This window comes from Micromonospora sp. NPDC048905, from assembly GCF_040649655.1.
Classification (GTDB): domain Bacteria; phylum Actinomycetota; class Actinomycetes; order Mycobacteriales; family Micromonosporaceae; genus Micromonospora.
Map to the genome: position 1 here is coordinate 167,548 of NZ_JBEZFV010000006.1, position 25,185 is coordinate 192,732.

General features: G+C 69.5%; 17 protein-coding genes. 7 read left to right on the top strand and 10 right to left on the bottom strand.

The features are described from left to right. Positions 1-35 precede the first annotated feature (35 nt). Positions 36-956: a hydroxymethylglutaryl-CoA lyase gene (locus tag AB0C01_RS17710; RefSeq protein WP_357243107.1), complete on the top strand. Its 921-nt coding sequence runs from the start codon at positions 36-38 to the stop codon at positions 954-956. Positions 957-1,017: 61 nt separating this feature from the next. Here AB0C01_RS17710 and AB0C01_RS17715 read toward each other — a convergent pair whose 3' ends face one another. The 9 genes from AB0C01_RS17715 to AB0C01_RS17755 all read right to left on the bottom strand — a co-directional run bounded on the left by AB0C01_RS17715 (position 1,018) and on the right by AB0C01_RS17755 (position 15,026). Next, the gene (locus AB0C01_RS17715; protein ID WP_357243110.1) at positions 1,018-1,593 is read right to left on the bottom strand and encodes a snapalysin family zinc-dependent metalloprotease; all 576 of its coding nucleotides are present in this window, start codon (positions 1,591-1,593) and stop codon (positions 1,018-1,020) included. A gap of 108 nt (positions 1,594-1,701) precedes the next feature. Beyond that, positions 1,702-2,685, bottom strand: coding sequence for an aldo/keto reductase (locus AB0C01_RS17720; RefSeq protein ID WP_357571625.1), 984 nt, complete (start codon positions 2,683-2,685; stop codon positions 1,702-1,704). Next, positions 2,642-3,883: a GNAT family N-acetyltransferase gene (locus AB0C01_RS17725; protein WP_357571626.1), complete on the bottom strand. Its 1,242-nt coding sequence runs from the start codon at positions 3,881-3,883 to the stop codon at positions 2,642-2,644. Before AB0C01_RS17725 ends, AB0C01_RS17720 begins: the two co-directional genes overlap by 44 nt. Then, entirely contained in the window at positions 3,883-5,199 is a 1,317-nt protein-coding gene (gene lysA / locus AB0C01_RS17730; protein WP_357243119.1) for a diaminopimelate decarboxylase, read from the bottom strand. Before lysA ends, AB0C01_RS17725 begins: the two co-directional genes overlap by 1 nt. 60 nt (positions 5,200-5,259) lie before the next feature. After that, positions 5,260-7,461 carry an ATP-grasp domain-containing protein gene (locus AB0C01_RS17735; RefSeq protein ID WP_357571627.1) on the bottom strand — a complete coding sequence of 734 codons (2,202 nt, stop codon included), beginning with the start codon at positions 7,459-7,461 and terminating at the stop codon, positions 5,260-5,262. Positions 7,462-7,519: 58 nt separating this feature from the next. After that, a complete protein-coding gene (locus tag AB0C01_RS17740; RefSeq protein WP_357243125.1) occupies positions 7,520-8,782 on the bottom strand; it encodes an MFS transporter in 1,263 nt (420 codons plus the stop codon). An 11-nt stretch (positions 8,783-8,793) separates the two neighbouring features. Continuing rightward, entirely contained in the window at positions 8,794-10,368 is a 1,575-nt protein-coding gene (locus tag AB0C01_RS17745) for a cobalamin-dependent protein (protein ID WP_357243128.1), read from the bottom strand. Between the two features lie 16 nt (positions 10,369-10,384). Then, the gene (locus AB0C01_RS17750; RefSeq protein ID WP_357243131.1) at positions 10,385-11,938 is read right to left on the bottom strand and encodes a cobalamin-dependent protein; all 1,554 of its coding nucleotides are present in this window, start codon (positions 11,936-11,938) and stop codon (positions 10,385-10,387) included. Between the two features lie 28 nt (positions 11,939-11,966). Beyond that, positions 11,967-15,026 carry an amino acid adenylation domain-containing protein gene (locus tag AB0C01_RS17755; protein ID WP_357243134.1) on the bottom strand — a complete coding sequence of 1,020 codons (3,060 nt, stop codon included), beginning with the start codon at positions 15,024-15,026 and terminating at the stop codon, positions 11,967-11,969. Positions 15,027-15,488: 462 nt separating this feature from the next. On the opposite strand from AB0C01_RS17755, the gene AB0C01_RS17760 reads away from it, so the two are divergent. From AB0C01_RS17760 to AB0C01_RS17775, 4 genes are all read left to right on the top strand, one after another. After that, complete coding sequence (locus AB0C01_RS17760; protein ID WP_357571628.1) at positions 15,489-16,307, top strand: basic amino acid ABC transporter substrate-binding protein; 819 nt, start codon at positions 15,489-15,491, stop codon at positions 16,305-16,307. A 169-nt stretch (positions 16,308-16,476) separates the two neighbouring features. Then, the gene (locus AB0C01_RS17765) at positions 16,477-18,009 is read left to right on the top strand and encodes an acyl-CoA carboxylase subunit beta (RefSeq protein ID WP_357571629.1); all 1,533 of its coding nucleotides are present in this window, start codon (positions 16,477-16,479) and stop codon (positions 18,007-18,009) included. A 78-nt stretch (positions 18,010-18,087) separates the two neighbouring features. Further along, the gene (locus AB0C01_RS17770) at positions 18,088-19,236 is read left to right on the top strand and encodes an acyl-CoA dehydrogenase family protein (RefSeq protein ID WP_357243143.1); all 1,149 of its coding nucleotides are present in this window, start codon (positions 18,088-18,090) and stop codon (positions 19,234-19,236) included. A gap of 132 nt (positions 19,237-19,368) precedes the next feature. After that, positions 19,369-22,011 (top strand): helix-turn-helix domain-containing protein, encoded by a 2,643-nt coding sequence (locus tag AB0C01_RS17775; RefSeq protein WP_357571630.1) that lies wholly within the window; start codon positions 19,369-19,371, stop codon positions 22,009-22,011. Between the two features lie 208 nt (positions 22,012-22,219). Here the strand turns inward: AB0C01_RS17775 and AB0C01_RS17780 are convergent, their stop codons facing one another. After that, positions 22,220-22,726 carry a MarR family transcriptional regulator gene (locus tag AB0C01_RS17780; protein ID WP_357243149.1) on the bottom strand — a complete coding sequence of 169 codons (507 nt, stop codon included), beginning with the start codon at positions 22,724-22,726 and terminating at the stop codon, positions 22,220-22,222. Positions 22,727-22,825: 99 nt separating this feature from the next. Between AB0C01_RS17780 and AB0C01_RS17785 the strand changes: the two genes are divergently transcribed. Continuing rightward, positions 22,826-23,407 (top strand): YceI family protein, encoded by a 582-nt coding sequence (locus AB0C01_RS17785; protein ID WP_357243152.1) that lies wholly within the window; start codon positions 22,826-22,828, stop codon positions 23,405-23,407. A 297-nt stretch (positions 23,408-23,704) separates the two neighbouring features. Beyond that, entirely contained in the window at positions 23,705-25,183 is a 1,479-nt protein-coding gene (locus tag AB0C01_RS17790; protein WP_357243155.1) for a glutamate--cysteine ligase, read from the top strand. Positions 25,184-25,185: the final 2 nt, after the last annotated feature.

Sequence of the window (25,185 nt, forward strand, 5' to 3'; positions counted from 1 at the left end):
TGAGGTTGGTGGCTGCACAAAGGGGTGGGCCTTTCATGGTTGATCTACCGGATTCGGTCTCGATTCGTGAGGTCGGGCCACGGGACGGGTTGCAGAACGAGGACCCGATCCCGACCGATGCCAAGGTGCGGCTACTCGACGCGCTCTCCGCCACCGGCGTCCGCCGGATCGAGGCGGTGTCGTTCGTGCACCCGTTGGCGATTCCGCAGATGGCCGACGCCGACCAGGTGTGGCAGCGGGCGGTGAAGGCCGACGGGGTGCGGTACTCGGCGCTGGTGCCGAACACCCGGGGCGCCCAGCGGGCCCTCGCGGCCGGCTTCACCGAGATCGAGGTGGTGGTCTCGGCCAGTGACACCCACAACCGGCGCAACGTCAACCGATCCACCGACGAGTCGCTTGACGACATCGCCGAGTTGATCGACCTGCTGCATGGGGCGTCCGCGCGGGTCGAGGTGATCGTGGCGACCAGCTTCGGCTGCCCGTACGAGGGGGACATCGACCCGCGGCGGGTGGCCGGCATCGTCGACCGGGTGGTCCGCGACGGCGCGGACCGGGTGGCGTTCGGGGACACCACCGGAATGGGCACTCCGCGTCGGGTTCGCGAGCTGCTCACCGCGGTACGCGACCGCAACGCGCACGTCCCGGTGCTGCTGCACTTCCACAACACCCGGGGTACCGCCCTGGCCAACCTGTTGACCGCCCTGGAATTGGGGGTGACCGAGTTCGACGCCAGCGTCGGTGGCCTCGGTGGTTGCCCGTACGCGCCGGGGGCGAGCGGCAACCTGGCCACCGAGGAGGCCGTGCACATGCTGCACGACATGGGCATCGACACCGGCATCGACCTGGCCGCCCTGATCGAGGTGGCGGAGTTGGCTGAGGAGTTGCTCGGCAAGAAGCTGCCGTCCGGTGTGCTGCGGGCCGGTCCGCGTACCCGGCTGACGCCGCTGCCGAGCTGACCGTCAGGACACGCGGAGAGGGGCCGGCCCGGAGGCCGACCCCTCTGACGTGCCTGGTCGATCAGCTCACCGGGGTGAGCACGCTCGGCCAGCTGTCCCGGAAGATGTCCGCCCCGGCGCTGTCCGTGCTGCGCTCGGTGGCGATGCGGGTGCCGGCGAACAGGTTGCTGACCCGGTTCGCCTCGGCGCTGCTCGGGTACGGGTTGGTGCAGCCGGTGCCGGCGCTGCCGCCGGACATCAGGAGGGCGCAGTTGCCGTTGTAGTTGTCCGGCAGGCCGAGGATGTGCCCGATCTCGTGGGTCATGATCCGCAGTGGGCTGTACTGCGCGGCCTGCTGGGTGTCGATGTAGACCCGGCCGTTGCCGAGGCTGGTCCGCACGGCGTAGGAGCCGCCGCCGGTGATTTGGTAGATCCGCAGGTTGGAGCCGCAGTTCGCGGAGAGCGTCAGGTTGACTGTGGCGTTGTTCCAGATCGACGCGGCCTGGCTGGCGGTGCCGGCGTAGCTGCCTGCCTGGCTGGTGTTGTAGCAGATGGTCATCGCGGCCGACGCGGGTGCCGGGTTGGCGACCGTGACGGCGAGGGTGGCACCTGCGGTCGCGAGCATCGCTACCGCGATTCGACTGAGTCGTGAGGTCATCGCTGACTCCGATCTGGAAGGGGGTGCCAGGAGCCTAGCCATAGACATCTGTAAATATCAATGCCTGTTTCGCCGATGCCTGGTCACCGCCCATCCGGATCAGTGCCGCTACTGCGACCACCAGGTCGGCTGCCGGGACCAGCGGTGCCGACGCAGCGTCGCCAGCACCTCCGGCTCCAGCGGTTTCCCGTCGCTCACCGCGATGTTGCTCTCGACGTGCGCGATCCGTCGCATCCCGGGGATGGTGGTACAGACCCGGGGGTCCGCCAGGATGAAGCGCAGCGCCGCCTCCGGCATCGGTATCCCGGGCGGCAGGTCCTCGCTCAGCGCCTGCGCTCGGGCGACGCTCTCGGCCAGGTTCTCCGGCACGAAGTACGAGTTGCGCCAGTCCCCCTCCGGCCACGTCGACTCCAGGGTCAACGTGCCGGTCAGGGTGCCCTCGTCGAACGGAACCCGGGCGATGACCGCGACGTCCTGTGCCGTGGCCGCCGGAAACAACTCGTCCTCGGGATCCTGGTCGAAGATGTTGTAGATGACCTGGACGGCATCGATCAGCCCGGTCTCGATCGCCCGTACGCCGTTCCACGCCTCCCAACGGTTGACCGAGATGCCGATCCCACCGATCAGGCCCGCGTCCCGCAGCCCGGTGAGCGTGTCCCGCCAGCGCGGGTCGTCCGTCCAGGAATCCTCCCAGACGTGCAGTTGCAGCAGGTCGATCGACTCCAGCCCGAGATTGTCCAGGCTCTTGTGCACGTACTCCTCGATGTGCTCCGGGGGGAAGACGTCATCGAGGGTGGAGTCCCGGGTCGACGGCCACTTCATGTCCTTCGGCGGCACCTTCGTGGTCACGTACAGCCGGGTGCCGGGGTTGGCCCGCACCAGGTCGCCGAGCACCTGCTCGCTGTGCCCGCGCCCGTACACCCAGGCCGTGTCGAAGAAGTTGCAGCCCAGGTCGACGGCCCGCTGGAGGGCGGCGAACTTCTCGTCGTCCTCGACACCGGTCCAGCCGTGGAGGCCGCCGCCGACCCCCCACATGCCGTACGAGATCTCACTGACCTGCCAGCCCAGCCGACCGAACCTGCGATAGTGCATGGTCACCTTCCTGCTGTGAGGGGATGGTGGGGACGGGACCGCCCCAGGTCCGCACCGCCTGCCGGTAGTCCGAGCCGTCGATCGCGAAGGCGCGCGTCAGCTCGTCGGGGATGTCCACCGGAGGCCGGACCAGGCTTGCCGTCCACCTCGGCTCGGCACCCCGGGCGCGCTTGGCGCCGTAGGTGCCGGCACCGAGGTGCACCAGGGGCAGGCCGCGCTCCGCGGCCAGGCCCCGTGGGCGGTACATGGTCAGGTTGAAGTACGAGTACGCCGCCGCCAGCGGGTCGAAGCCGGCCGCGCGGACGTACACCCCGTCGGGCCACAGGTAGTTGAGGCTGAACCCGACCACGTCGTCGCCCGCGAATTCCAGGAGTACCAGGCTGTACGCGTCCAGCGCCGGCACCTGGGACGCGAAGTAGCGGTGCATGTCGGCGTCGGTGTCCGGGCCGCCGTACTTGCGCTGGGTCGCGCCGAGCAGCGGCGCTATCACGTCCACGCACTCGGAGAGGCGGACCGTCTCCATCCGGTCCACGGCGTCGCCGTACCGTCGGCGTTCGCGTCGCCACTCCCGCCGGTCCGCCGCCTCGGCGGCCCGGTCGGAGACCTCGCCGCCCGGGGCGGGCAACACCGCCTCGGCCGACAGCATCGCCGCCACCGGACCGCGGCCGGCCGGGCCGACCGCCCGATGCCAGGCCGCCTGGTACGCGGCCACGTGCTCGGCAGGGGTGTAGAGCAGCGCGACACTGGCCGCCCCGAGCCGCACGGCGAGCGCCTCCACCTCGGTGAAGAGGGCGGTCAGCACGGCGTCCCGCCGGTCGCCGGGCAACTCCTTGGAGATCGCGACAGCGCCGTGGTAGCCGGCCCGCGAACCCACGAGCAACGCGGGCAGGAACGCCGCGTGTTCCTCCGGCGACAGCGGCCGCTCCAGATTCTCCTCGGCGATGTGACCCGGGCTGTACGCCAGGTTCATCGACGGCACGCTCGCGCCGGCCCAGAGATAGGTCGCCACCGCCGCCACGGTGGCACCCGTGGCGTCCCGGGCCACCAGATAGGTGGTGACGAACGACGGGTCGGTCTCGGCCCAGGCCATCCACGGGTAACCGAGGTAGAACCCCTCACCCTCGGCGAGGCCGTTCCACACCTGCTCGCCGATCTCGCGGACGGACCGCAGGGCCGTGACCGACACGTCGTCGCTCATCAGCCGTCCCGGTCGCTACCGTCGTCGAGCAGCTCCAGCGCCACCAGGTCGTCGTATGTCTCCCGCCGACGGATCAACGAGATCTGGTCGCCGTGCACCAGCACCTCGGCGGGGCGCAACTGGCTGTTGTAGTTGCTGGTCATCGACATGCCGTAGGCGCCAGCCGTGAAGATCGCGAAGTGGTCGCCGGCCTTCAGCGCCGGCAACGACCGGCCCCGGGCCAGGTAGTCGCTCGACTCGCAGATCGGGCCCACCACGTCGTACGTCGTCAGACCCTCGATGCCGGACACGTCGCGGGAACTGGGGATCGCCTCCGCGGATGGCTGCACCGGCCACATGAAGTGGTAGCTGTCGTACATCGCCGCGCGGGCGATGTGCGTCATGCCGGCGTCGATCACCGCGAGTTGCTGGTCACCGGCCTGCTTGAGATAGCGGACCGTGCTGAGCAGAATTCCGGCATTGGCGGCGATGGTGCGGCCCGGCTCGAATATGACCTGACCGCCCTGCCGGGTGAACGCGGTGAGCCGATGCACGATCACTTCGGCGAAATCGTCCCAGCTCGGTGCGGTGCGATCGATGTATTCGGCCGGAAAACCGCCACCCAGGTTGAGCGTCGTGATCCGGTGCCCGGCCGCCTCCAGTCGGGCGACCAGGGCGAGCAGCCGATCCAGGGCGATGGCGTAGACCTGCGGGTCGAAGATCGGGCTGCCCAGGTGGATGTGGAAGCCCTCGATCCGCAGCGCGTCGTCGTCGGCGGCACGAGCGAACAGCGCGCCGGCCCGCTCGATGTCGACACCGAACTTGCCGCCCCGGGTGCCGGTGGTCGTCCGGGCCGGGGTGCGCTGGTCAGGCGCGACGTCGGGGTTGACCCGGATCGCCAGCCGAGGACGTACGCCCTCCTCACGGGCGATCCGTGACAGCAGCTCGACCTCCGCCTCGGACTCGACGTTGATGCAGCGGATGTTGCGGCGGACCGCCTCCCGAAGCTCGGCCTCGGACTTGCCCACCCCGGCCAGCACCGTCCGCTCGGGGTCGATCCCCGCCACCACCGCCCGGTGCAGCTCGCCCCCGCTGACCGCGTCGATGCCGGCGCCCTCCCGGCCCAGCAGCCTGAGCAGGTGGACGTTGCCCAGCGCTTTCGCGGAGAAGCAGACCAATGGGCTGACCGCGTCGAAGGCCTTGGCGAATCGGCGGTAGTGATCAATCAGGGTGCTCGCGGAGTAGACGTATGTGGGTGTGCCGTACTGCTCGGCCACCGAGGTCAGCGACACCCCTTCACACCAGAGGGAACCGTCGCGATAGGTGAACTCATCCATAAAATCCTCATTCGGGAGATCAGCGCTCAGGATATCGCCCACCCAACGAAGATCTACCCCTTATCTGTACTCGTACAGGTCCTTCTGTTCGAGGGCACGAATCCGCTGGTAGTCGTCCTCCAGCTGGCTCGGATCCTCCGCGATCAGGTAGAGGTGGCCGGGCGAGGTGAACAGGTCGATGGTCCGGTGCACCGGGGTGCCGGGCAGCAGATCCAACGCCGACCCGCAGAAGACCGAGGGAATCTCGGCCAGCCGCTGCGCCGCGCCCTCGGCGACCGTGCCGTCGTGGGGCGCCACCAGACAGACGACCATCAGGGCGCGCTGCCGCTGGTAGCCGGCGCCGATCCGCCGGGCGAAGCGGTCCGGGTCGGTGTACCGCTCGACGGTCAGCGACAACTGACTCACCCCGGTCGCCCGCTCCGGCCCGGCCGGGGTGACGCCACCCTCCAGCCGCGCCCCGGACTCGATCAGGACCGGCCCCCGGTCGTCGACCAGCAGTTCCGTGTGCGCCGGGCCGGTACGCACACCGAGCGCGTCCAGCACCTTCTCGACGAACGGGCGGAGCACACCTTCGATCGCACCGGTCCCGTCCAGCAGGACCTGCCTGTCGTACACCGGGCGGCCGTCGATGAAGAAGCGGTCGTCGCGCCAGATCTCGTGGATGTGGTGGCGGCCGTCGAGGCTCACGCTGTTGACGAAGTACTGCTGGCCGACGAGCTGCTCCTGCACCAGCAACGAGTCGTTCGGCTGGCCCATGGCGTTCGTAGCGCCGAGCAGCTTCGCGGTCGCCGCCCGCGCCTGGGCCTCGTCCGTGCAGAAGTACACCCCTTCGGAGCCGGCGCTGGCGGCCGGCTTGACCACCACCGGCAACACCCGGCTGGTCGCGAGCCAGTCGTCCAGCTCCTCGACGCTGCCCACCTTCGCGCCGAGCGGCACCCGCAACCCCGCGCCGGCGACCGCGTTCATCATCGCGGGCTTCTCCCGCCGGGGACGGTCGGCCGAGCGGACGTTGCCGGGCAGCCCCAGCAGCTCCGCGAGGTCGTCGGCCACGTTGACGCCCCACTCGCTGCCCGCGATCACCTCGACCGGACGCATCGGTGCGAGCATCTCGGCGGCCGCGCCGAGGGCCTGCGGAGATTCGCCACGCACGGTCAACACGGTCCGGAAGTCGTCGCGGCGCAGACCGGCGGCGTACCGCTCGTTGATGGTGCCGGTGAGGACCGCGACGCAGCGCCGACCCTGCTGGTTGAAGGCGGGTGCCAGCAGCGCGCCGGTCGAGAACGGGTCGACGATCACGACCACCTCGCCCGCGGCCGCCCTGGCGCCCGGTGGAGTCACGACGGTCTCCGTGACGAAGGAGGCCCGGTACGGGCGCAGGTCGAGGCCGTGCGCCGGGCTGAGTACGTCGAGCCGCATCGGCAGCGGATCCGCCCAGGTGCCCGGCCGATCCGGTGGCCGGGCGTAACAGAGGCTCAACGCCGGCTCGCTGAGCCGTTCGGTGTTGAGCACCAACTCGGCCTCGTCGCAGCCGTCGTCGTTGGGGTCGAGGTGGTGCAGCGGCACCGGCACGAACCCGAGTCGGCTCTTGAAGGTGAACAGTCCGGCCTGGGCGATGTGGCCGTACAGGGTGGGGTCGGTGCCGAGCGAGATCCAGGCGAAGTCACGCCGGCGGGCCTCCTCGAACGCGGCCAGGTAGAGCGCCCGACTGATCATCGCCTGGCGGACCTGCGGCCGCGCGGCGGAGAAGGCGATCCGCATGGCCAGGTCGGACGCGGCGACGCGGCAGACGACACCGGCGATCAACTCGTTACCGGCGCGCGCCGCGACGAGGAAGAAGTCGGCGAGCCCGGCCTCGGTGGGGTCGACCCCGTGCGCCGCCGGCAGACCGTGCGGCATTGCGGCGATCTGCGCGTCGTAGACGGCGAGGAACTCGGCGAACAATTCCGGGGTGAGCCGGGCGTGCACCTCGATGGTGAGCCCCTGCGTGTCGACGTACCGGCGCACGTCCCGGAAGTTGCGGCGCTCCGCCTTGGAGAGCCCGGCGAGGAAGTCCTCCGCGCGGGCCGGGGTGGGTCGCCCCCAGGTCACCCACCCTGGCTTGATCCGGAAGCCGGCGGCCTGAAGGCTCGCCCAGTGCTCCCGGGGTGGGTCGGGCACGACGACCACGTCCGCGTCGTCCGCCCACCGTCGGTCCAGTGCCTCCTGCGCCGTCACGATGCATCTGCGCAGGCCGTAGTAATCTTCCGCGCCGTTTCCGGACACGTGTCCCCCCGCCTTTGCGATCCCCACCCCCCGGGCGTTCTTCGACCTCGCTGTCCCGTCACGCTCCGCTGTCGGCAGTGACCATTGAATCGACGCTGCTCAGCGTAGCCCGCATCGACAAGACGGCCGCCAACGCGATCAGGGCAGCCATCGGGGACAGCAGCCGCGCCTCGGTGGGGCCGAGCCAGCCCAGGACCGCGCCCGCCGCAAGCGTCCCGGCCGCGCTGCCCACCGCCATCATCGTGGCCGCCAGGGCGAACGACTCGTTGATCACTGTCTTGGGCACCAGGCTGCCGAGCAGCCCGAACTCCTCCGAGCTGAGCGCCGCCAGGGGAAGACCCGCGAGGAACAGGCACACCGCGAGCACCGGGACCGACGTGGCGAAGACCAGCGGCACCATGCACGCGAACGCCACCGCCAGCAGCACGAGGTAGCGGTTGACCGGCAGCCGGGTGTGGTGCCGCGCGCCGTAGACCAACCCGCCGAGGACGCTGGCCGCCGGGGGCAGGGACAGCAGCGCCACGCCGGTCGCCGCGGCGTCGCCGTGCGCCGACACGGTCGCCGGCACGGTGACCTCGAGTACGGCGAACGCCGCGGCCGCCCCGCCGGCGGCCACCAGGATCGCCACCACGCCGGGAATGCGCCACGGCCTCCGCCCGCCCCGGGCGGTGCTGCGCCCAGCGTCGGGTGCGCCGGGCTCGCTGTTTTCGGCCTCCCGGCGCATCGTCGAGACGGCCGGTGCGGTGCCGTACAGGAGGGAGCCGACGACGAGCATTCCGCCGGCCAGCAGCGTCGTGGTGAGTGCGCTGAACACGCCGGTCAACAGGCCGGTCAGGGCGGGGCCGATCACGAAGAAGACCTCGATCAGCACCGCCTCCAGGGCATTGGCGGTGTTCAGTGCCGCTCCGGGCGGCAGGATCAGCGCCCAGGCCGCGCGGACGGTCGAGCCCACCGGTGCCATGGTGAGCGCAACGGGCGCGACCGAGGCCACCAGCAACCAGGTCGGGCCGCTGCTCGCGACGAGGAAGAGGGCCAGCGCCACCGCGTGCAGCGCCGCCAGTGTCAGCAGTACGACCCGCAGCCCGCGTCGGTCGATCAGTCGGCCGTGCAGCGGCCAGGCGACGGCCAACGCCGCCGAGAAGACGCCGAGGGCCGTCGCGCCGGACGTGTAGGAACCGGTTTTGGCGCTGATGTGCAGGAATATCGCGAGGGGTTCGATGGCCACCGGTAGCCGGGCGAGCATCGCGGGCAACATCACCCGGGGAACGCCGGGCGTACGCCACAGTGCGGCGTAACGCCCGACGGCCTCACCCAGCGACATCAGTCACCAGTTCAGACAACGGGGACGGACTCCTTCTGCGTGCGCGGCCGGTAGATGCCGTCGTACTGGTCGATCAGCGAGCCGTTCAACGCCTCGGTGAGTCGCAGGCGTTGCTCGAACAGCTCGTAGTAGGAGAGGTGGTTCGACGGCATCGGCGAAAGGTAGACGCTGATCACTTCCGGCGTCTCCTCGATGTCGAACGATAGTCGGTCCGCCTTCTTCCGGAAGTCCGCGGTGCCCGGGAGCAGAGTCCGGTTGAAGACATTGAAGTAGTTGGTGGCCTCGGTGCTCGCCTCGTTGAGCCGGGCCTTCAACTGCAGGCACCGGTCGAGGTACATGTCGATCATCGCCTGGTCGTCGTCGTCATGCCCGATCAGCATGTTGAAGGTCAGATAGCGGACGCCGAGGTCCAGCATCGACGTGACGATCTGGAGCTGCTCCTGGAAGGGCCGCAGCTTGTTGAACTTCTTGGTGGGCTCGTCACCGAGGTACTCGAGCGGGATCTGCACCCGGTAGCAGCCGACCCAGCGGTCCCCGCTGGTGTCGTTCCAGAACAGGGTCTCCATCAGCTCCCGGTCGACCTCACCCAGGTCGAGGAACTTGCCGAACTCCAGTCCGTTGGCGAACTCCCAGGAGAACTCCATCTCGCGGGCGATCCGGAAGATCTCCAGAGTGTCCTCCCGCCCGCTGTCGTGCAGCAGCGTCCCCCGCCCCGAGCGCTGGATCCGGGACAGCGTGTTGTCCTCCTGGAACAGGATGTTCGAGATCCCCATCGACTTCAGGTACTCGAAGTGCCGCCGCACCACGTCCGGCTTCATGTAGCGGTAGTGCCCACGCATGGGGGTCGCGCAGAACGAGCAGGTCCGGTAGCAGCCGCGCGAGGTCTCGAAACAGGTGAACGGCGCCCGTACGGTCATCGGCGGCTGGCCCTCGCCGGTGTCGTCGTACACCGACAGGTCGTCGATCAGGTCGAGTGCCATTGGCGGCAGTTCGGCCAGGTTGAGCTGGGCGCCACCCATGATGACGAGCCCGTCGCCGACCCGCCGCGTCATCACCATCCCCTCGATGGGTTGGCCGGTCGCCCGGGCCTGGATCAGTTTGGCGAAGGTGAGCTCACCCTCGAGCTGGATCACCACGTCGAAGCCGTTGGCCAGATACCAGTCCGGTCGGGCGGTGACGTCCATCCCCCCGCCGACGATCAGCGCGTTCGGGTTCACCTGCTTGAGGAAGGTGGCGAACTCGGTCACCACCCGGGCCGAGTTGGTGAAGTTGTTGGAGATCCCGATGATGTCGGCGGCACGCGCCTCGTCCGCGTACGCCTCAAACGGGCCGCCGTAGCGATGGCAGTCGATGGTGCGCGGCCCGTACTGGAACGAGGCGTAGTGCAGCGGCTCGCCGTCGTCCACCTGGGTGTCGACGATCTTGAACTCCGCGTCGACCCCCCACTCGCGCAGGTAGGCGCGAGCACCGGCCGCCAACGTGACGAGCGCGCTCTTGGGGTTGCGGACCCGCACCGGGCTGATGGTGGTGTCCTCGTCGCGGAACGACTGCCCGGGGTACGGGGCGTACAACAGGGTGACACGCATGGCCCTAACCTCCTGGTCAGCCCGCGTAGATGCCGTCGTAGAGACGGTGCATCTCGCGATCGTTGAGCATGGTCGTCATCTCGAGACGCTTCTGGTAGATGTCCCAGTACGTGAAGTGGTCGGTGTTGATCGCCGACAGGAAGATCCCGATGACCTCCGGGTTCTCGTCGATGTCGAACTGGAGCAGGGAGTGCAGGGTGGTCCAGTCCCGGGCTCCCGGCAGCAACGACAGGTTGAACACGTTGAAGTACGGCTTGTACTTTCCCTGCCCGACGGCCGTGAGCTCCTCCTTCAACCGGAGGCAGTAGTCGGTGAACATGTCGATGCCCTCGCGGTCGTGCTCGGGATAGCCGATGAACAGGTCGTACGTCTGGTGGCCGACGCCGTGGTCGGTGAGCATCGTGGCCAGGACGTCCACCTGCTCGTCGAAGCCGAGCAGCTTGGGGAACCGGCGCTTCTTGACGTTCATGTTGTCCAGCGGGATCTGCACCCGGTAGCAACCGACCCACTGGCCGTCGACCATCTTGCTGCCGAGCAGCGCGTCGGCGAGTTCGTGGTCGAATCTGCCGTTCTGCATGAACTTGCCGAACTCGATGCCGTTGGCGAACTCCCAGGCGAAGCCGTAGTCCCGGAACATGTGGAACATCGCGAGCACGTCTTCGCGCCCGGAGTCGTACAGGTAGCGACCGGTGCCGTTCTGTTGGATCCGGGACAGCGGGTTGTCCTCCTGCCACACGATCGTCTTGATGCCGTACTCCTGGAACGTCTTGAGGTGCTTCTCCATCGTCGGCAGGCTCATGTAGCGGTATCCGCCGCGGGACGGGGCCGTGCAGAACGAGCACCGCCACGCGCAGCCGCGGGACGTCTCCCAGCAGATGAAGCTGCCCTGCACGCCCTCCGGCGGCGGACCTTCCGCCGTGTCCGTGTAGACCGACAGATCGGGGATCAGGTCGAGGGCCATCGGCTCGATCGAATCCATCGGTATGGTCTCGCCGGTGTCGACCTTCGTGGGGATCAGCCGGCCCTGCAGCGAGATGTTCGGCACGGTGCCCAGGTCCTGCTTGCGGTTGAGCGCGTCGATGATCCGGGCGAAGGTCAGCTCGCCCTCACCACGCACCACCACGTCCGCGCCCCGGGACAGGTAGTACTGCGGACGGGCGGTGCAGTCGACACCGCCCACGACGACGATGGCCTTCGGGTTGACCCGCTTGATGTGCTGCGCGAGGTCGCTGACGATGTGCGCGCTGTTGGTGAAGTTGCAGGTGATCCCGTGCACCTCGGCCGAGCGGATCTTCTCGTCGGCCTCCTCGAACGGGGTGCCGTACCGGTAACAGTCCATGATCCGAGGGCCGTACGGCAGCGACTTGTACTTGACCCGCTGCCCACCGAGTTGGAGATCGATGATCTCGATGTCGCAGGAGTAGCCAAAGTGCGGTGCGTACGCCCGCAGCCCGGCGGCGATGGTGGTCAGCGCGCTCTTCGGGTTGAGTGGCCGCTCGGTGTTGATCGGCTCGCTCTCCCCCTGGAAGATCTGTGAGGGGAACGGGGCGTAGTAGAGGTTCACCTTCATGGCGTCTCCTGGGCCGTTAGGTCGCGGTTCACTGGACTGTCGCGGTGGACAGGTGCGGACGGTTCACTGACAGGAAGGTCCTCGCGAGACGGTCGACCATCGTGTCGACCCCCACGTCCCGACTCGTGCCCCAGTTGAGGCCGAGATCCCGAGCCAGCCGGGCGGCGCGGACCGTGTCGGTGCCGACCAGGGCGTCGTGGCACACCCCGGTCAGTGCGTCGGTCGCCGCGGCGCTGCGGGGCCGAAGAACAGCGAGACAGCGGGCTGTCTCGTCATCGCCGACCAGGTCGGCGGCCCGGTCGAGGAACCGGTCGTACGGGACCTCCGGCAGCGCGCCCGCCTCGGCGCGGAGCAGGGACAGCAGCTCGGTCACCGGCACCGACGTCGGCGCCACCACGTTCAGCACGGTGCCCGGCAGCACCGGGTGGTGCGGGTCGGTCAGCGCGGCGACCACCTGGGCGACCAGGTCGACCGGGGTCCAGTCCACGTGCAGGCGGGTCGGCGGCCGTACGCCGAGCCGTAGGCAGAGCCGCAGGATCATGGTGACCGAGGACCGGGGGTTGGCGTGCCCGGTCCGGGAGTGGGCGGCGACCTCCCCGAGCCGGACGACGGCGGCGGGGACACCCTGCTCGCTGGCCGCCCGCAGCAGTTGCTCACCGACCCACTTGGACTGGCTGTAACCGTCGGGTGGCAACGTCGACCAGGGCGGCAGGAACGACTCGGTGAGCGGTGTGCCGGGGGCGTGCCGCACGGTGGTCGTCGACAGCGAGATGATCCGCTTGCGGACGTGGGTGCCCGCGAGGTGGATGAGGGTACGCAGGCCGTGCACGTTGGTGGCCCGTAGGTCGACGTAGTCGCGGAGGGTGTCGACCCGACCGCCGGCGTCGACGATGGTGCCGACCTGTCGACAGAGCCGCCGCCAGTCGGCGGCCACCAACCCGAGGTGGGGTTTGTCGAGGTCACCGGCGAGGGCCGACCAACCGGTCAGCTCCGCCGGCCCGTAGCCGCCGGCCGACAGCGCGGACCCGACCCGGTGCCGGGCCGCCTCGTCGTCGGTGGCGCGGACCAGGCAGACGACCGGTCGACCACCCTGCGCGGTGAGGGCGGCCAGCACGTGTGAACCGATGAAGCCGGTCGCGCCGACCAGCAGGATCGCCCCCGGGTCGTCGGGCCGCCGGACCCGCACCCGGCCCAGCTCACCGAGGCGCAGGTCGTCGGCCAGTTCGTGTGGCGTGACAACGGGCGGGGGCAGCGGGCTGCCCCGGCGGACCAGTTCGGCCTGTGCCGCGATGGTGGTCGAACGGATCAGGTCGCGTACGTCCAACCGGATCGCGAAGGCGCGTTCGAACTCCACCGCGAGCCGGGCGGCGCCGAGTGACGTTCCGCCGAGGCAGTAGAAGTCGTCGTCGTTGGCGTTGAAGCCCAGCACCCGCGTCCAGATCTCGGCGATCCGCGCCTCGACGCTGTCCGCCGGGTAGGCGGCGTCGGTGTCGGTGGCCCTCGGTGCGGCACCGGCCAGTCGGCGGCGCAGTCGCTCCTGGTCGACCTTGCCGTTGGAGAGCAGCGGCAGGGTGGCGAGGCGGACGAATCTGCCGGGCACCAACGCGGCGGGCAGCGCGGTCCGGGCGTGCTCGCGCAGCGCCTCCTCGGTCACGGCCCGCTCGGCCGAGTAGAAGCAGACCATCGTGGCCGCCGCGCCGGCCTCGTCGACGATCACCTTCACCTGGTGCACGTCGGGCAGCGTGGTGAGCGCGTGCTCGATCTCGCCCAGGTCGACACGTATCCCGGCGATCTGGACCTGGGCGTCCCGGCGGCCGCTGAACATCAGCAGGCCGTCCTCGCGTACCCAGCCGAAGTCACCGGTGCGGTAGAGCAGGTCGCCTTCGACCTCGTCGTACGGGTTCGGGACGAACACCTGCCGGGTGCGCTCCGCGTCGCCGTGGTAGCCCGCGCCCAGGCAGACGCCGGCGAGGTGAATCTCGCCGATCTCGCCCCGGGGTGTCGGCTGACCGTCCTCGTCGAGGAGCAGCACCGAGGTGTTGGGCAGGGGTAGGCCGAGGGGGATGACCTGGCGGTCGTCGTCGTGCACGGCGTGGAAGACCGAGCCGATCGACGCCTCGGTCGGACCGTAGGTGTTGGTCACCCGGATGTCGGCGAACATCCGTCGGAAGGCCTGGACCGTGTGCGGTTTCGCGGCTTCGCCACCGATGAAGACCTGGCGCATGGACGCCAGCAGGTGCCGGTCCTGTGGCCGGTGCTCGAGGCGTTCGACGAGCAGGTCGAAGATGCTGGGGACGAAGTCCGTCATGGTGACGCCGTGCCGGTGGATCTGGGCCAGCGTCGCGTCGAAGTCGAGGATGCCGGTGCGGTCCGGGATGACCACGGTGCCGCCGCGGGTCAGCGGCCAGAGCAGCTGCCAGATCGACGAGTCGAAGGTGTGCGCGGAGTTCTGGAGCACCACCGCGCCGTCGGCGGCGAACCGCTCGGTCATGGACAGGAAGCGGTTGACCAGCCCGTGGTGCAGGTTGACCGCGCACTTGGGCAGACCGGTGGAACCACTTGTGAAGAAGGCGTAGATGGGGTCTTCCGGCCGGGGACGGTCGGTGGCGGGCGCGGGGCTCCGGTGTGTGGTCGGCTCCGTCCGCACGTCGATCACCGGCAGGGCGGGTGCGCCGTCCGGCGGCGACCCGACGGTGGCGACCGGGCTGAGGCCGTCGAGCATCCGGACCTGGCGCAGCGCCGGCCAGGCGCGGTCGAACGGCACGAACGCGGCACCCGACCGCATGGTGCCGAGCATGGCGACGAGGAGCCCGACCCGGTCGTCGAGCAGGAGCGCGACGAAGTCACCCCGCCGGGCGCCGACGGCGAGCAGATCGGTGGTGACCGCGTCGGCCAGCCGATCCACGTCCCGATAGGTGAGCGTGCCGGTGGGATGGACGATCGCGGTGGCGTCGGGATGCCGGCGGATCGTCTCGTCGATGAGGTCGGCGACTGTCTGGTGGATCGGACGTGGCCGGACCGGCCCGTTGAGGAGAGCGCCGACCTGGGCAGGACTGGGGCGCAGGCGCTCTGTTCTGGTGACGGTCAAGGTGTTTCTGAGGACACCACGGAGGCACCTCTCCCGAGCAGTTCACAATATGCCGTTGCGGCGGCACCGTGGACAGGGTGGATAGTCCCCGTTGACTGCATCGCATCGTAACTGCGAACTTTTGAAATTGTCCATGCATCGACAGCGGTAATTTGCCACCGACGAACAGGGCGAAGCGTCGAAATCGGTCAGCGTCGAATGATCTCTGGTCGGCCGCGACGGCGGGTCCACGAGCCGGGGTGGGGGCCGACCCCGCTGACGTCCGGCAGCTAGCAGGGAAATCCCAGTGCCGTCAACGATTCTCACGACTCGGGATCGACGACTTCGGGGTGTCACCGCCTCGTCTGAGCGGACCCACTGGTCAGTGCCTTTGGATCTGGTCGGCAATCCGGGTAATCAGGTACGGTCCCTCTGCCATCACCCTGTCCTGCCGTTACTTCGGGGAAACAAAGGGGCATAACTGTGAATATCTATAAGCCGGTCCGAACCATCGGTCTTGTTGTTACTGTCGGTGCACTTGTCCTCAGTGCCGGATGTGCCAAAAAGGATCAGGGTGAGGTCCAGACCAGCGGGGTCAAGCTCATCAAGGCGGGCACCCTGACCATCTGCACCCATCTGCCGTACCCGCCGTTCCAGTCCAAGGACGCCAGCGGCAAGGTGGTGGGGTTCGACGTCGACGTGATGGATCTCGTCGCCAAGAAGTTGGGCGTCGAGCAGGCGATCGTCGACACGCCGTTCGAGGGGATCAAGTCCGGTCAGGATCTCAACACGGGCAAGTGTGACGCCGCCGCCGCGGGCATGACGATCACCGAGGAGCGGCAGAAGGTGATGGACTTCTCCGCCCCCTACTTCGATGCGACGCAGGCGATGCTGGTCAAGACCGGCAAGTCGTACAAGTCGCTGGATGACCTGAAGGGTCGGAAGGTTGGCGTGCAGGCGGCGACCACGGGCCGTGACTACGCCCGCAAGTTCGAGAAGGAGAAGAGCCTCCAACTCGTGGAGTTCGAGGACCTCGCCGCCGAGCAGCAGGCTCTGGCCACCGGGCAGATCGAGGCCGCCATCAACGACCTGCCGGTCTGGGCCGAGTACATCAAGGAGAACCCGGGCGGCTTCGAGGTGGCGGCCGAGTTCGACACCGGCGAGCAGTACGGGATCTCGGTGAAGAAGGACGGCAACCCGGAACTGCTCAAGACGATCAACGAGGAGCTGGCCAAGGCGAAGCAGGACGGCACGTACGACGCGCTCTACGAGAAGTGGATCGGTCAGAAGCCGCGCGTCTGACCCGATCCCTGGCCGCTCGGCCCCCTGGTTGGCGCTCCACCTCCGGCCTGTCGTAACCGGCGGTTGGGTCGCCGCGACCCGTCCGGGTACGTTAGCCTAACGATCGTTTAGGTCGGTAGGTGTGCCCGGACGGGCCGCCGGCCGGGGGTGGCGGCAGTAGGGGGTCGGCGTGACGCTCGACGGTGAGGCACTGGAGCAGCTGCGCAAGCGGGCCCGGTCCGGTGGTGCGGACAAGTACCACGCGGCCAACGCGGCCAAGGGCAAACTCTTCGCCCGGGAGCGGGTCGCGCTCCTGGTCGACGAGGGCTCGTTCGTCGAGGACGGCCTCTACGCCAACGCGCTCGCCGAGGGGCTGCCCGCCGACGGCGTGGTCACCGGCACGGCCACCATCGACGGCCGACAGGTCTGCCTGATGGCCAACGACTCCACCGTCAAGGCCGGCAGCTGGGGCGCCCGCACCGTCGAGAAGATCATCCGGATCATCGAGCGGGCGTACGGCGCCGGCGTGCCGATGGTCTACCTGGTCGACTCGGCCGGTGCCCGGATCACCGACCAGGTCGATCTCTTCCCCGGCCGGCGTGGCGCCGGCAAGATCTTCTGGAACCAGGTCCGCGCCTCCGGCTCGATCCCGCAGGTCTGCGCGCTGTTCGGCCCGAGCGCCGCCGGAGGGGCGTACATTCCGGCGTTCTGTGACGTGGTCGCCCTGGTCGACGGCAACGCCAGCATGTACCTCGGCTCCGACCGGATGGTCGAGATGGTCACCGGGGAGAAGACCACCCTGGAGGCGATGGGTGGGGCCAAGGTGCACACCACCGAGTCCGGCGTCGGGCACTTCCTCTGCAAGACCGAGGCGGACGCGCTCGACGTCGTGAAGACCTACCTGTCGTACCTCCCGGCGAACTGGACGCAGGCGCCGCCGGCCGCGCCGGCCGTCGCCGCCCCCGCCAAGGCCGACCTGGCCGCGCTGGTGCCGGCCAGCGAGCGGCAGGCGTTCGACATGCGTCGGTACGTCAAGGGCCTGCTCGACGAGGGCTCCTTCTTCGAGATCCAGGCGCTCTGGGCCAAGGAGTTGACCATCGGGTTCGGCCGGCTCGACGGTCAGGTCGTCGGGGTCATCGGCAACAACTCGATGTTCAAGGGCGGCGTGCTCTTCGTCGACTCGGCCGACAAGGCCACCCGGTTCGTGCAGCTCTGCGACGCGTTCAACGTGCCTCTGCTGTTCCTCAGCGACGTACCCGGGTTCATGGTCGGCAGCGTGGTCGAGAAGCAGGGCATCATCCGGCACGGCGCCAAGATGATCACTGCGATCTCCGAGGCGACGGTGCCGAAGATCTGCGTGGTGGTGCGCAAGGCGTACGGTGCCGGCCTCTACGCGATGGCGGGCCCCGGGTTCGAGCCGGACGCCACCATCGCGCTCCCCAGCGCGAAGATCGCGGTCATGGGCGCCGAGGCCGCCGTGAACGCGGTCTACGCCAACAAGATCGCGGCGATCGAGGACGAGGCCGAGCGGGCCGCCTTCGTCGCGGCCAAGCGCGCCGAGTACGAGCAGGACATCGACGTCGTCCGGCTCGCCAGCGAGCTGGTGGTGGACGCCATCGTCGAACCGCACGACCTGCGTACCGAGTTGGTCCGTCGCTTCGCGGCGGCGCGTACGAAGGATCGGCACTTCTCCCGCCGTCGGCACGGCGTCACCCCGGTCTGATCACCCACCCAGACCCGCACCGCGACCCGCTTTCGGCGTCACGAGCGCCGGGACGGACCGTCCTTACAGGAGGATGAGATGGACTTCCGGCTCACCGACGAACAAGCGGCGCTGCGCGAGAGCGTGCGGGACTTCGCGCGCCAGGTGGTCGCCCCGGTCATCGCCGAGCACTACGAGCAGCACACGTTCCCGTACGAGGTGATCCGGCAGATGGGCAAGATGGGCCTGTTCGGCCTGCCCTTCGGTGAGGAGCACGGCGGCATGGGCGGCGACTACTTCGCGCTCTGCCTGGCCCTGGAGGAGTTGGCCCGGGTCGACTCGAGCGTGGCCATCACGCTGGAGGCGGCGGTCTCGCTGGGCGCGATGCCGATCTACCGCTTCGGCACCCCGGAGCAGAAGGCGACCTGGCTGCCCCGGCTGCTCAGCGGCGAGGCGCTGGCCGGGTTCGGGCTCACCGAGCCGGGCACCGGCTCGGACGCCGCCGGAACCCAGACGCGGGCCGTGCTGGACGGCGACGAGTGGGTGATCAACGGCTCGAAGGCGTTCATCACCAACTCGGGTACCGACATCACGGCCATGGTGACCGTCACCGCGGTGACCGGCACGAACCCGGACGGCTCCAAGGAGCTGTCGACGATCATCGTGCCGACCGGCACGCCCGGGTTCACCGTGGCGCCGGGCTACTCGAAGGTGGGATGGACGGCCTCGGACACCCACGAGCTGACGTTCGACGACTGCCGGGTGCCGGCGGCCAACCTGCTCGGCGAGCGGGGCCGGGGTTTCGCCCAGTTCCTGCGAATCCTCGACGAGGGCCGGATCGCCATCGCCGCGCTGGCCGTCGGCCTCGCGCAGGGCTGCGTCGACGAGTCGATCAAGTACGCGAAGGAGCGGCACGCCTTCGGCCAGCCGATCGGCGCCAACCAGGCCATCCAGTTCAAGATTGCCGACATGGAGCTGAAGGCGCACACCGCTCGCCTGGCGTACTACGACGCCGCCGCGCGGATGCTCGCCGGTGAACCGTTCAAGCGGCAGGCCGCCATCGCCAAGCTGCACGCCAGCACGATCGCCGTGGACAACGCCCGGGAGGCCACCCAGATCCACGGCGGGTACGGCTTCATGAACGAGTACCCGGTGGCCCGTTTCTGGCGGGACTCCAAGATCCTGGAAATCGGCGAGGGCACCAGCGAGGTGCAACGCATGATCATCGCTCGGGACCTGGGTCTCTGAAGGTCCGCCGCGTAGGCCTACCGATCGGCCCGGCAAGGCTGCCCGTAGGGCTGTCGGATTATCGGCGAACGGGCGTCGGCAGCCCGACGTTCGGCTGCCGACGGTCGTAGTTCATCCGTACTCTTCGTGGCCATGACTCCGGATCATGAAGGGTCACGGAGCCCGGCTGGTCGTACCCCCCTGCCGGAGCTGCTCCGCGGGCATCGACGCGCCGCCGGCCTGACCCAGGCCGAGCTGGCGTCCCGGGCCGGGGTGGGCGTGCGGACGGTGCGTGACCTGGAGCGTGGCCGGTCGGTCCGGCCGCAACGCACCACCGTCGAGTTGCTCGCCACGGCGTTGGCGCTGACCGGCACCAGCCGGGCGGCGTTCCTGGCCGCCGCCCGCGGGCACTCCGGCACCGAGTCACCCGGGCCGGACGCCACCCCGACGGCGCTCGGGACCGGCGACCGGACGACCTCCCAGTCGCTCTCCACCAACCCGCCGGCCACCCTCCCGCCGCCGATCGCGCTTGTCGGCCGAGATCGCGACCTCGCCGAGCTGGCCGAGATGCTGACCGCGGAGCGCGGGCCTCGGCTGGTGAGCCTGGTCGGGTTGGCCGGGGTCGGCAAGACCGCGCTGGCAACGGCGGTGGCACATCTGGTGGCTGTCGACCACCCGGGCGGTGTGGCCGGAGTGCTTGTCGCTGAGGGCTCGGACGGGCCGGACGTGTTCGCCGCCGCGATGGCCGTACTGGGCGCGGCACGGCTGCCGGACCTCCTGACCCGGCTCGCCGGACAGCCGGCGCTGCTGGTGCTGGACGCGGTGGAGCATGCGCCGGACCCGGTGGCCGCGACGCTGCACCGGCTGATCGGTGCGGTGCCGTCACTTCGGGTGCTGGTCACCGGGCGGCATCCGGTCGGACTGCCCGGCGAGAGGGTCTGGCCGGTCGCACCACTCGATGTGCCGCCGCCGGGCGACGGACGCGCTGGAGCGGCCCCGCTCGAATCGTGGCCGGCGGTCGCGTTGTTCACCACCCGACTGGCTCAGGTGCGTCGGGAGCCGCCCAGTCCCGATGAGCTGCCCGCCCTTGTCGCGCTGGTCCGCCGGCTGGGAGGGCTGCCGCTGGCCATCGAGCTGATGGCCGCCCGAGGTCGACTGCTCGACCTCACCGAGCTGCTGGACCGGTACGGCGACCACGTGCTCGACCTCGCCACTCCCGCCGATCCGGTGGTCCACCCCGGCGCGGCGGCGGCGGTGTCGGTCACCCTGCGCGACGCGGTGGCGACCAGCTACCGATTGCTGGCCCCCGACGAGCGGGCGGCGCTGCGGCAGCTCGCCGTGTTCGGCGACCGCTGGTCGGTGGAGTTGGCCGAGGAGATGCTCGGCGACCGGGCCGACCGGGACGGCGCGGTGGCGATCGACCCGGTTCCGCTGTTGGACCGGCTCGTCGAGCTGGGGTTGCTGGGCGTGCGCGGCACCGGGCCGTTCCGGTTCCGCCTGCTCGACGCGGTCCGCGACTACGCCATCGAGCAGGCGGCCGCCGCGGGTGAGCTGACCTGCATCCGACGTCGGCACGCCGAGGTGATCGCGCGCCTGGTGGCGCGGATCGCGAGCGACCTGGTCGGCCCCCGGCTGCCCGACGCGGTGCACCGGCTGGACGAGATGAGCAGTGACATCAGCTCGTCGCTGGCCCACGCGACCACGGACGACCCGCTCACCGCGCTGCGGCTGGCGGCGTGCCTGACCCGCTGGTGGCGGTTCCGTGGGCGAGACGTCGCCGGGCGACAGTGGCTGCGGCGGTTGCTGGCGGACCCCCGGACCGCCGACGCCGATCCGATCCTGCGTGGCTGGGCAGCGCTCGGGGTTGCCCAGCTCGCGGCCGAGCACGGTGCGGGCGCCGAGGAACTGTCGACGGCGCGTACGGCGTTGGGCATCTTCCGACAGGCCGGCGACGTCACCGGGGAGCTGGAGGCGCGAAACATCCTCGGCATCCTGCTGAGCTCCGTCGGCGGGCAGGACGAGGCTCGCGAGCAGGCCGAGACGGCGCTGCGGTTGGCCGCCCGTAACGGACGTACCCGGGATCTGGCGGTGGCCCAGAACAGTCTTGCCTGGCACGAGATCCGGACCGGTGACCTGGCCGCCGCCCGTCGCAGGCTGGCGGCGGTGGACCGCCTCGCCGCCGAGAGTGGCGAGCAGCGCCTCCGGGTGCTGGCCTGGGCCAATCGAGCCGAGGTCGCCCGCCTGGAGGGCTGGTACGCGGACGCCGTCGACCAGGGCCGGCGGGCGCTCGCGGCGTTGTCCGAGCTGGGTGATCCGAGACGCCGTCGCCGGGTGCTCGGGAAGATCGGGTTGGCGCTCGCTCAGGACGGGCGTGCCGTGGAAGCGACAGAGGTGCTCACCGAGCTGCGCGCGGGGACCGCTGAGGCGGTGGCAGCCGAATCACCGCGAGCGCCGGCTCGCCGGGCCGTGGCGCCGAGGCAACGCTCGGGGGAGTCGGCGCTGTCCGCGGGCGGGCCGGAGGTGGGTCTCGGTGCGTTGATCGAAGGGAATCTGGCGCTGCACCGGGGTGACCGGGAGTTGGCCGCAGAGTGGTTCGCCGCGGCCGTCGACGCCAAAGGTCAGGAGCGCCGAGACGTGGTGGAGGCGCTTGTGGGACTGGCTGCGAGCACCGCGGACCCGGCGGTCCTGGAGCGGCTGGAACGGGTCTGCGAGGAGAGCGGCATTCGGCTGCTGCCGCAGGAGTCGGGACTGCTCTACGCGCTGACGGCGACCCGTAGTGGGCCGGAAGCACCGTAGGTGCCCGTGCGCGGGCGGGGAGAGTGGCGCGGACGAAGAGCCCCCTTGGTGCTACCCCTCGCTGTTCGCCCGCGCCGTCACCCCCCGGTGATTCCCCGGTGCAGGAAGCCTGCCACCGCCAGCAGAGCGAAAAGTCTGATTAGCCGAAATTCTTCGCCTTGGCTCGCTCAGTTCTGCCGGTCTTTCTGCCGGTGCGGACAGCCGGTGTTCAGGGCTGGGTGGCGGCGGACTCCTGCTCGGGGCTGACGTCGTCGCTGCCGGCGGTGGCGCACGGGTGTGCGGCGTCGCGTACCCGGCGCAGCCCGTCGAGCAGGGCGGTCAGCGCCTCCGGGTCGAGTTGGCCGGTGAACCACTGCTCGATCATCTGGAGATGCCCGGGTAGCGTCTCGTTCAGGCGTTGCATCCCGGCGGCGGTGACCACCGCGTACGAGCTGCGCCTGTCGTTCGGGCAGGCCCGCCGGGTGAGCAACCCGTCGCGTTCCATCCGGTCCACCACACGGGTCACGCCGCTCGTCGACAACGAGGTCTGCGCGGCGAGGTCGGTCATGCGTAGTTGGTTGCCCGGCGAGCGGGCCAGTCGGGTGATGACCTCGAACTCGACCGAGGACAGGCCGTGCTCCTCCAGTTGAGCGTTGAACCGGGCTGACAGCCCGGCGTGTGCCTCGAAGAGCAGGCCGACGGCGGTGATCCGGGGATCGTCGAAGACGTTGGTCACTCGTTAATCCTAGCAGTACTTGACAGGAGGAATATTGTTGGGGTTATATTTGCTCAAGCAGTCGTTGGGCTACTAAACAATCTCCTGGAGGACAGCAGCATGACCAGCAGCATCGATGCCGTTACCCGCGAATGGGACGGCCTCACCATCCCGGCGGCTGGCACCTACGTCCTCGACGTGGCGCACAAGCGGGTGGGCTTCGTGGCCCGGCACATGATGGTGAGCAAGGTTCGCGGTGAGTTCAAGGACGCGACCGCCACCATCACCATCGCCGAGGACCCGCTGCAGACGTCGGTCGTCGCGACCATCCAGGCGGCCAGCATCGACACCACCCAGACCGACCGGGACGCACACCTGCGCAGCCCCGAGTTCCTGGACGTCGAGAAGTTCCCGACGCTCGAGTTCCGCAGCACCGGGGTCAAGTCCCGTAGTGGCAGCGAGTTCGTGCTCACCGGTGAGCTGAGCATCAAGGGCGTCACCCGGCCGGTCGAGCTGGAGGTGGAGTTCGAGGGTGTCGGCCGCAGCCCGTTCGGTCAGGACATCTTCGGTTTCTCCGCGAGCACCGAGATCGACCGCGAGGAGTTCGGCCTGACCTGGAACGTCGCCCTGGAGACCGGGGGCGTGCTGGTCAGCCGCAAGATCAAGATTGAGATCGAGGGCGAGGCTGTCCGCCAGGCCTGATCTTCCCCGCATCGCCGGTACACCGGGCCCACGCCGCACGTCGGCGTGGGCCCGGTGTCGTCTCCACCTCCGACGCCGATGTCGTGGTATTTGTCACGAGCGGCTCGCGCCGCCATCGCGTCCGCTCGCTCGGTGAACGGGGTACAGATGGCGCCACGAGCGCGCCCGCTCCGGTCGATGTCGGATCACCGCCGTCGGCCTCTGGCTCCGGTCAGGTGGGCGCTCTTACCGTGGAGGGTTCACAATGCGCTTTCCGGGACGGACGAATCCCGACCGCGCCGGCTGTCGGGAGGACACATGGGCAGGGACGTCGCACAGGGCGCCTTCACCCGGGATGACCGCGTCCGCTACCGGCAGAAGGTACGACGCTGCCTGGACGTCTTCGCCCTCATGTTGGACGACTTCGGGTTCGACGCCGACCGGCCGATGACCGGCCTGGAGATCGAGCTCAACCTGGTCGACTCGGCGGCCGAGCCGGCGATGCGCAACGAGGAGATCCTCGCCGACATCGCCGACCCGCTGTTCCAGACCGAGTTGGGGCAGTTCAACCTGGAACTCAACGCCGAACCCCGACTGATCGAGGGCACCGGCTTCGCCGACTACGAGCACGACCTGCGCGGCAGCCTCTCCAGGGCCGACGAACGCGCGGCGAAGTCCGACGCGAAGATCGTCCTGGTCGGCATCCTGCCCACCCTCACCGAGGGGCACCTGGTCGAGGACAATCTCTCCACCAACGAGCGCTACCGGGTGCTCAACGACCAGATCGTCGGCGCCCGTGGCGAGGACATCGAGCTGGACATCCGCGGCGTCGAGCAGTTACGGACGCACACCGACTCGATCGCCCCCGAGGCTGCCTGCACCAGCCTCCAGTTCCACCTCCAGGTCGCACCGGACAGCTTCGCCGACTACTGGAACGCCTCCCAGGCCATCGCCGGGGTCCAGGTGGCGATCGGAGCGAACAGCCCCTACCTGTACGGGCGCCACCTGTGGGCCGAAACCCGGATCGCGCTGTTCCAGCAGGCCACCGACACGCGTCCCGACGAGCTGAAGGCCCAGGGCGTACGGCCCCGGGTGTGGTTCGGCGAACGGTGGATCACCTCGATCTTCGATCTCTTCGAGGAGAACGTCAGGTACTTCCCGCCGCTGCTGCCGATCTGCGAGGACGAGGACCCGGTGGAGGTGTTGCACGCCGGCGGCGTCCCGAAACTCGGGGAGTTGAGGCTGCACAACGGCACGGTCTACCGGTGGAACCGCCCGGTCTACGACATCATGAACGGCCGGCCGCACCTGCGGGTGGAGAACCGGGTGTTGCCGGCCGGCCCGACGGTGGTGGACATGCTCGCCAACGCGGCCTTCTACTTCGGGCTGGCACGGGGTCTGGCCGAGGCGGACCGCCCGATCTGGAGCCAACTCACCTTCTCCTCCGCCGAGGAGAACTTCCAAGCCGCCGCCCGACGTGGTCTCGACGCCGTGCTGCACTGGCCCGGGCTCGGCGACGTACCGGTCACCAAGCTGGTGCTGGAGCAGTTGCTGCCCACCGCCGCGGCCGGCCTGGACGGCTTCGGCGTCTCCCCGGCGCAGCGGGACCGGCTGCTCGGCATCATCGAGCAGCGCTGCCGCACCGGCCGCAACGGTGCCGTCTGGCAGACCGAGGCGGTGTGGGCGGCGGAGCGGCGGCACGGCATGGACCGGGCGGCCGCGCTGCACCACATGGTCCAGCGCTACGCGGAACTCCAGCGCGCCAACGAACCAGTCCACACCTGGCCGGTCCCCTGACC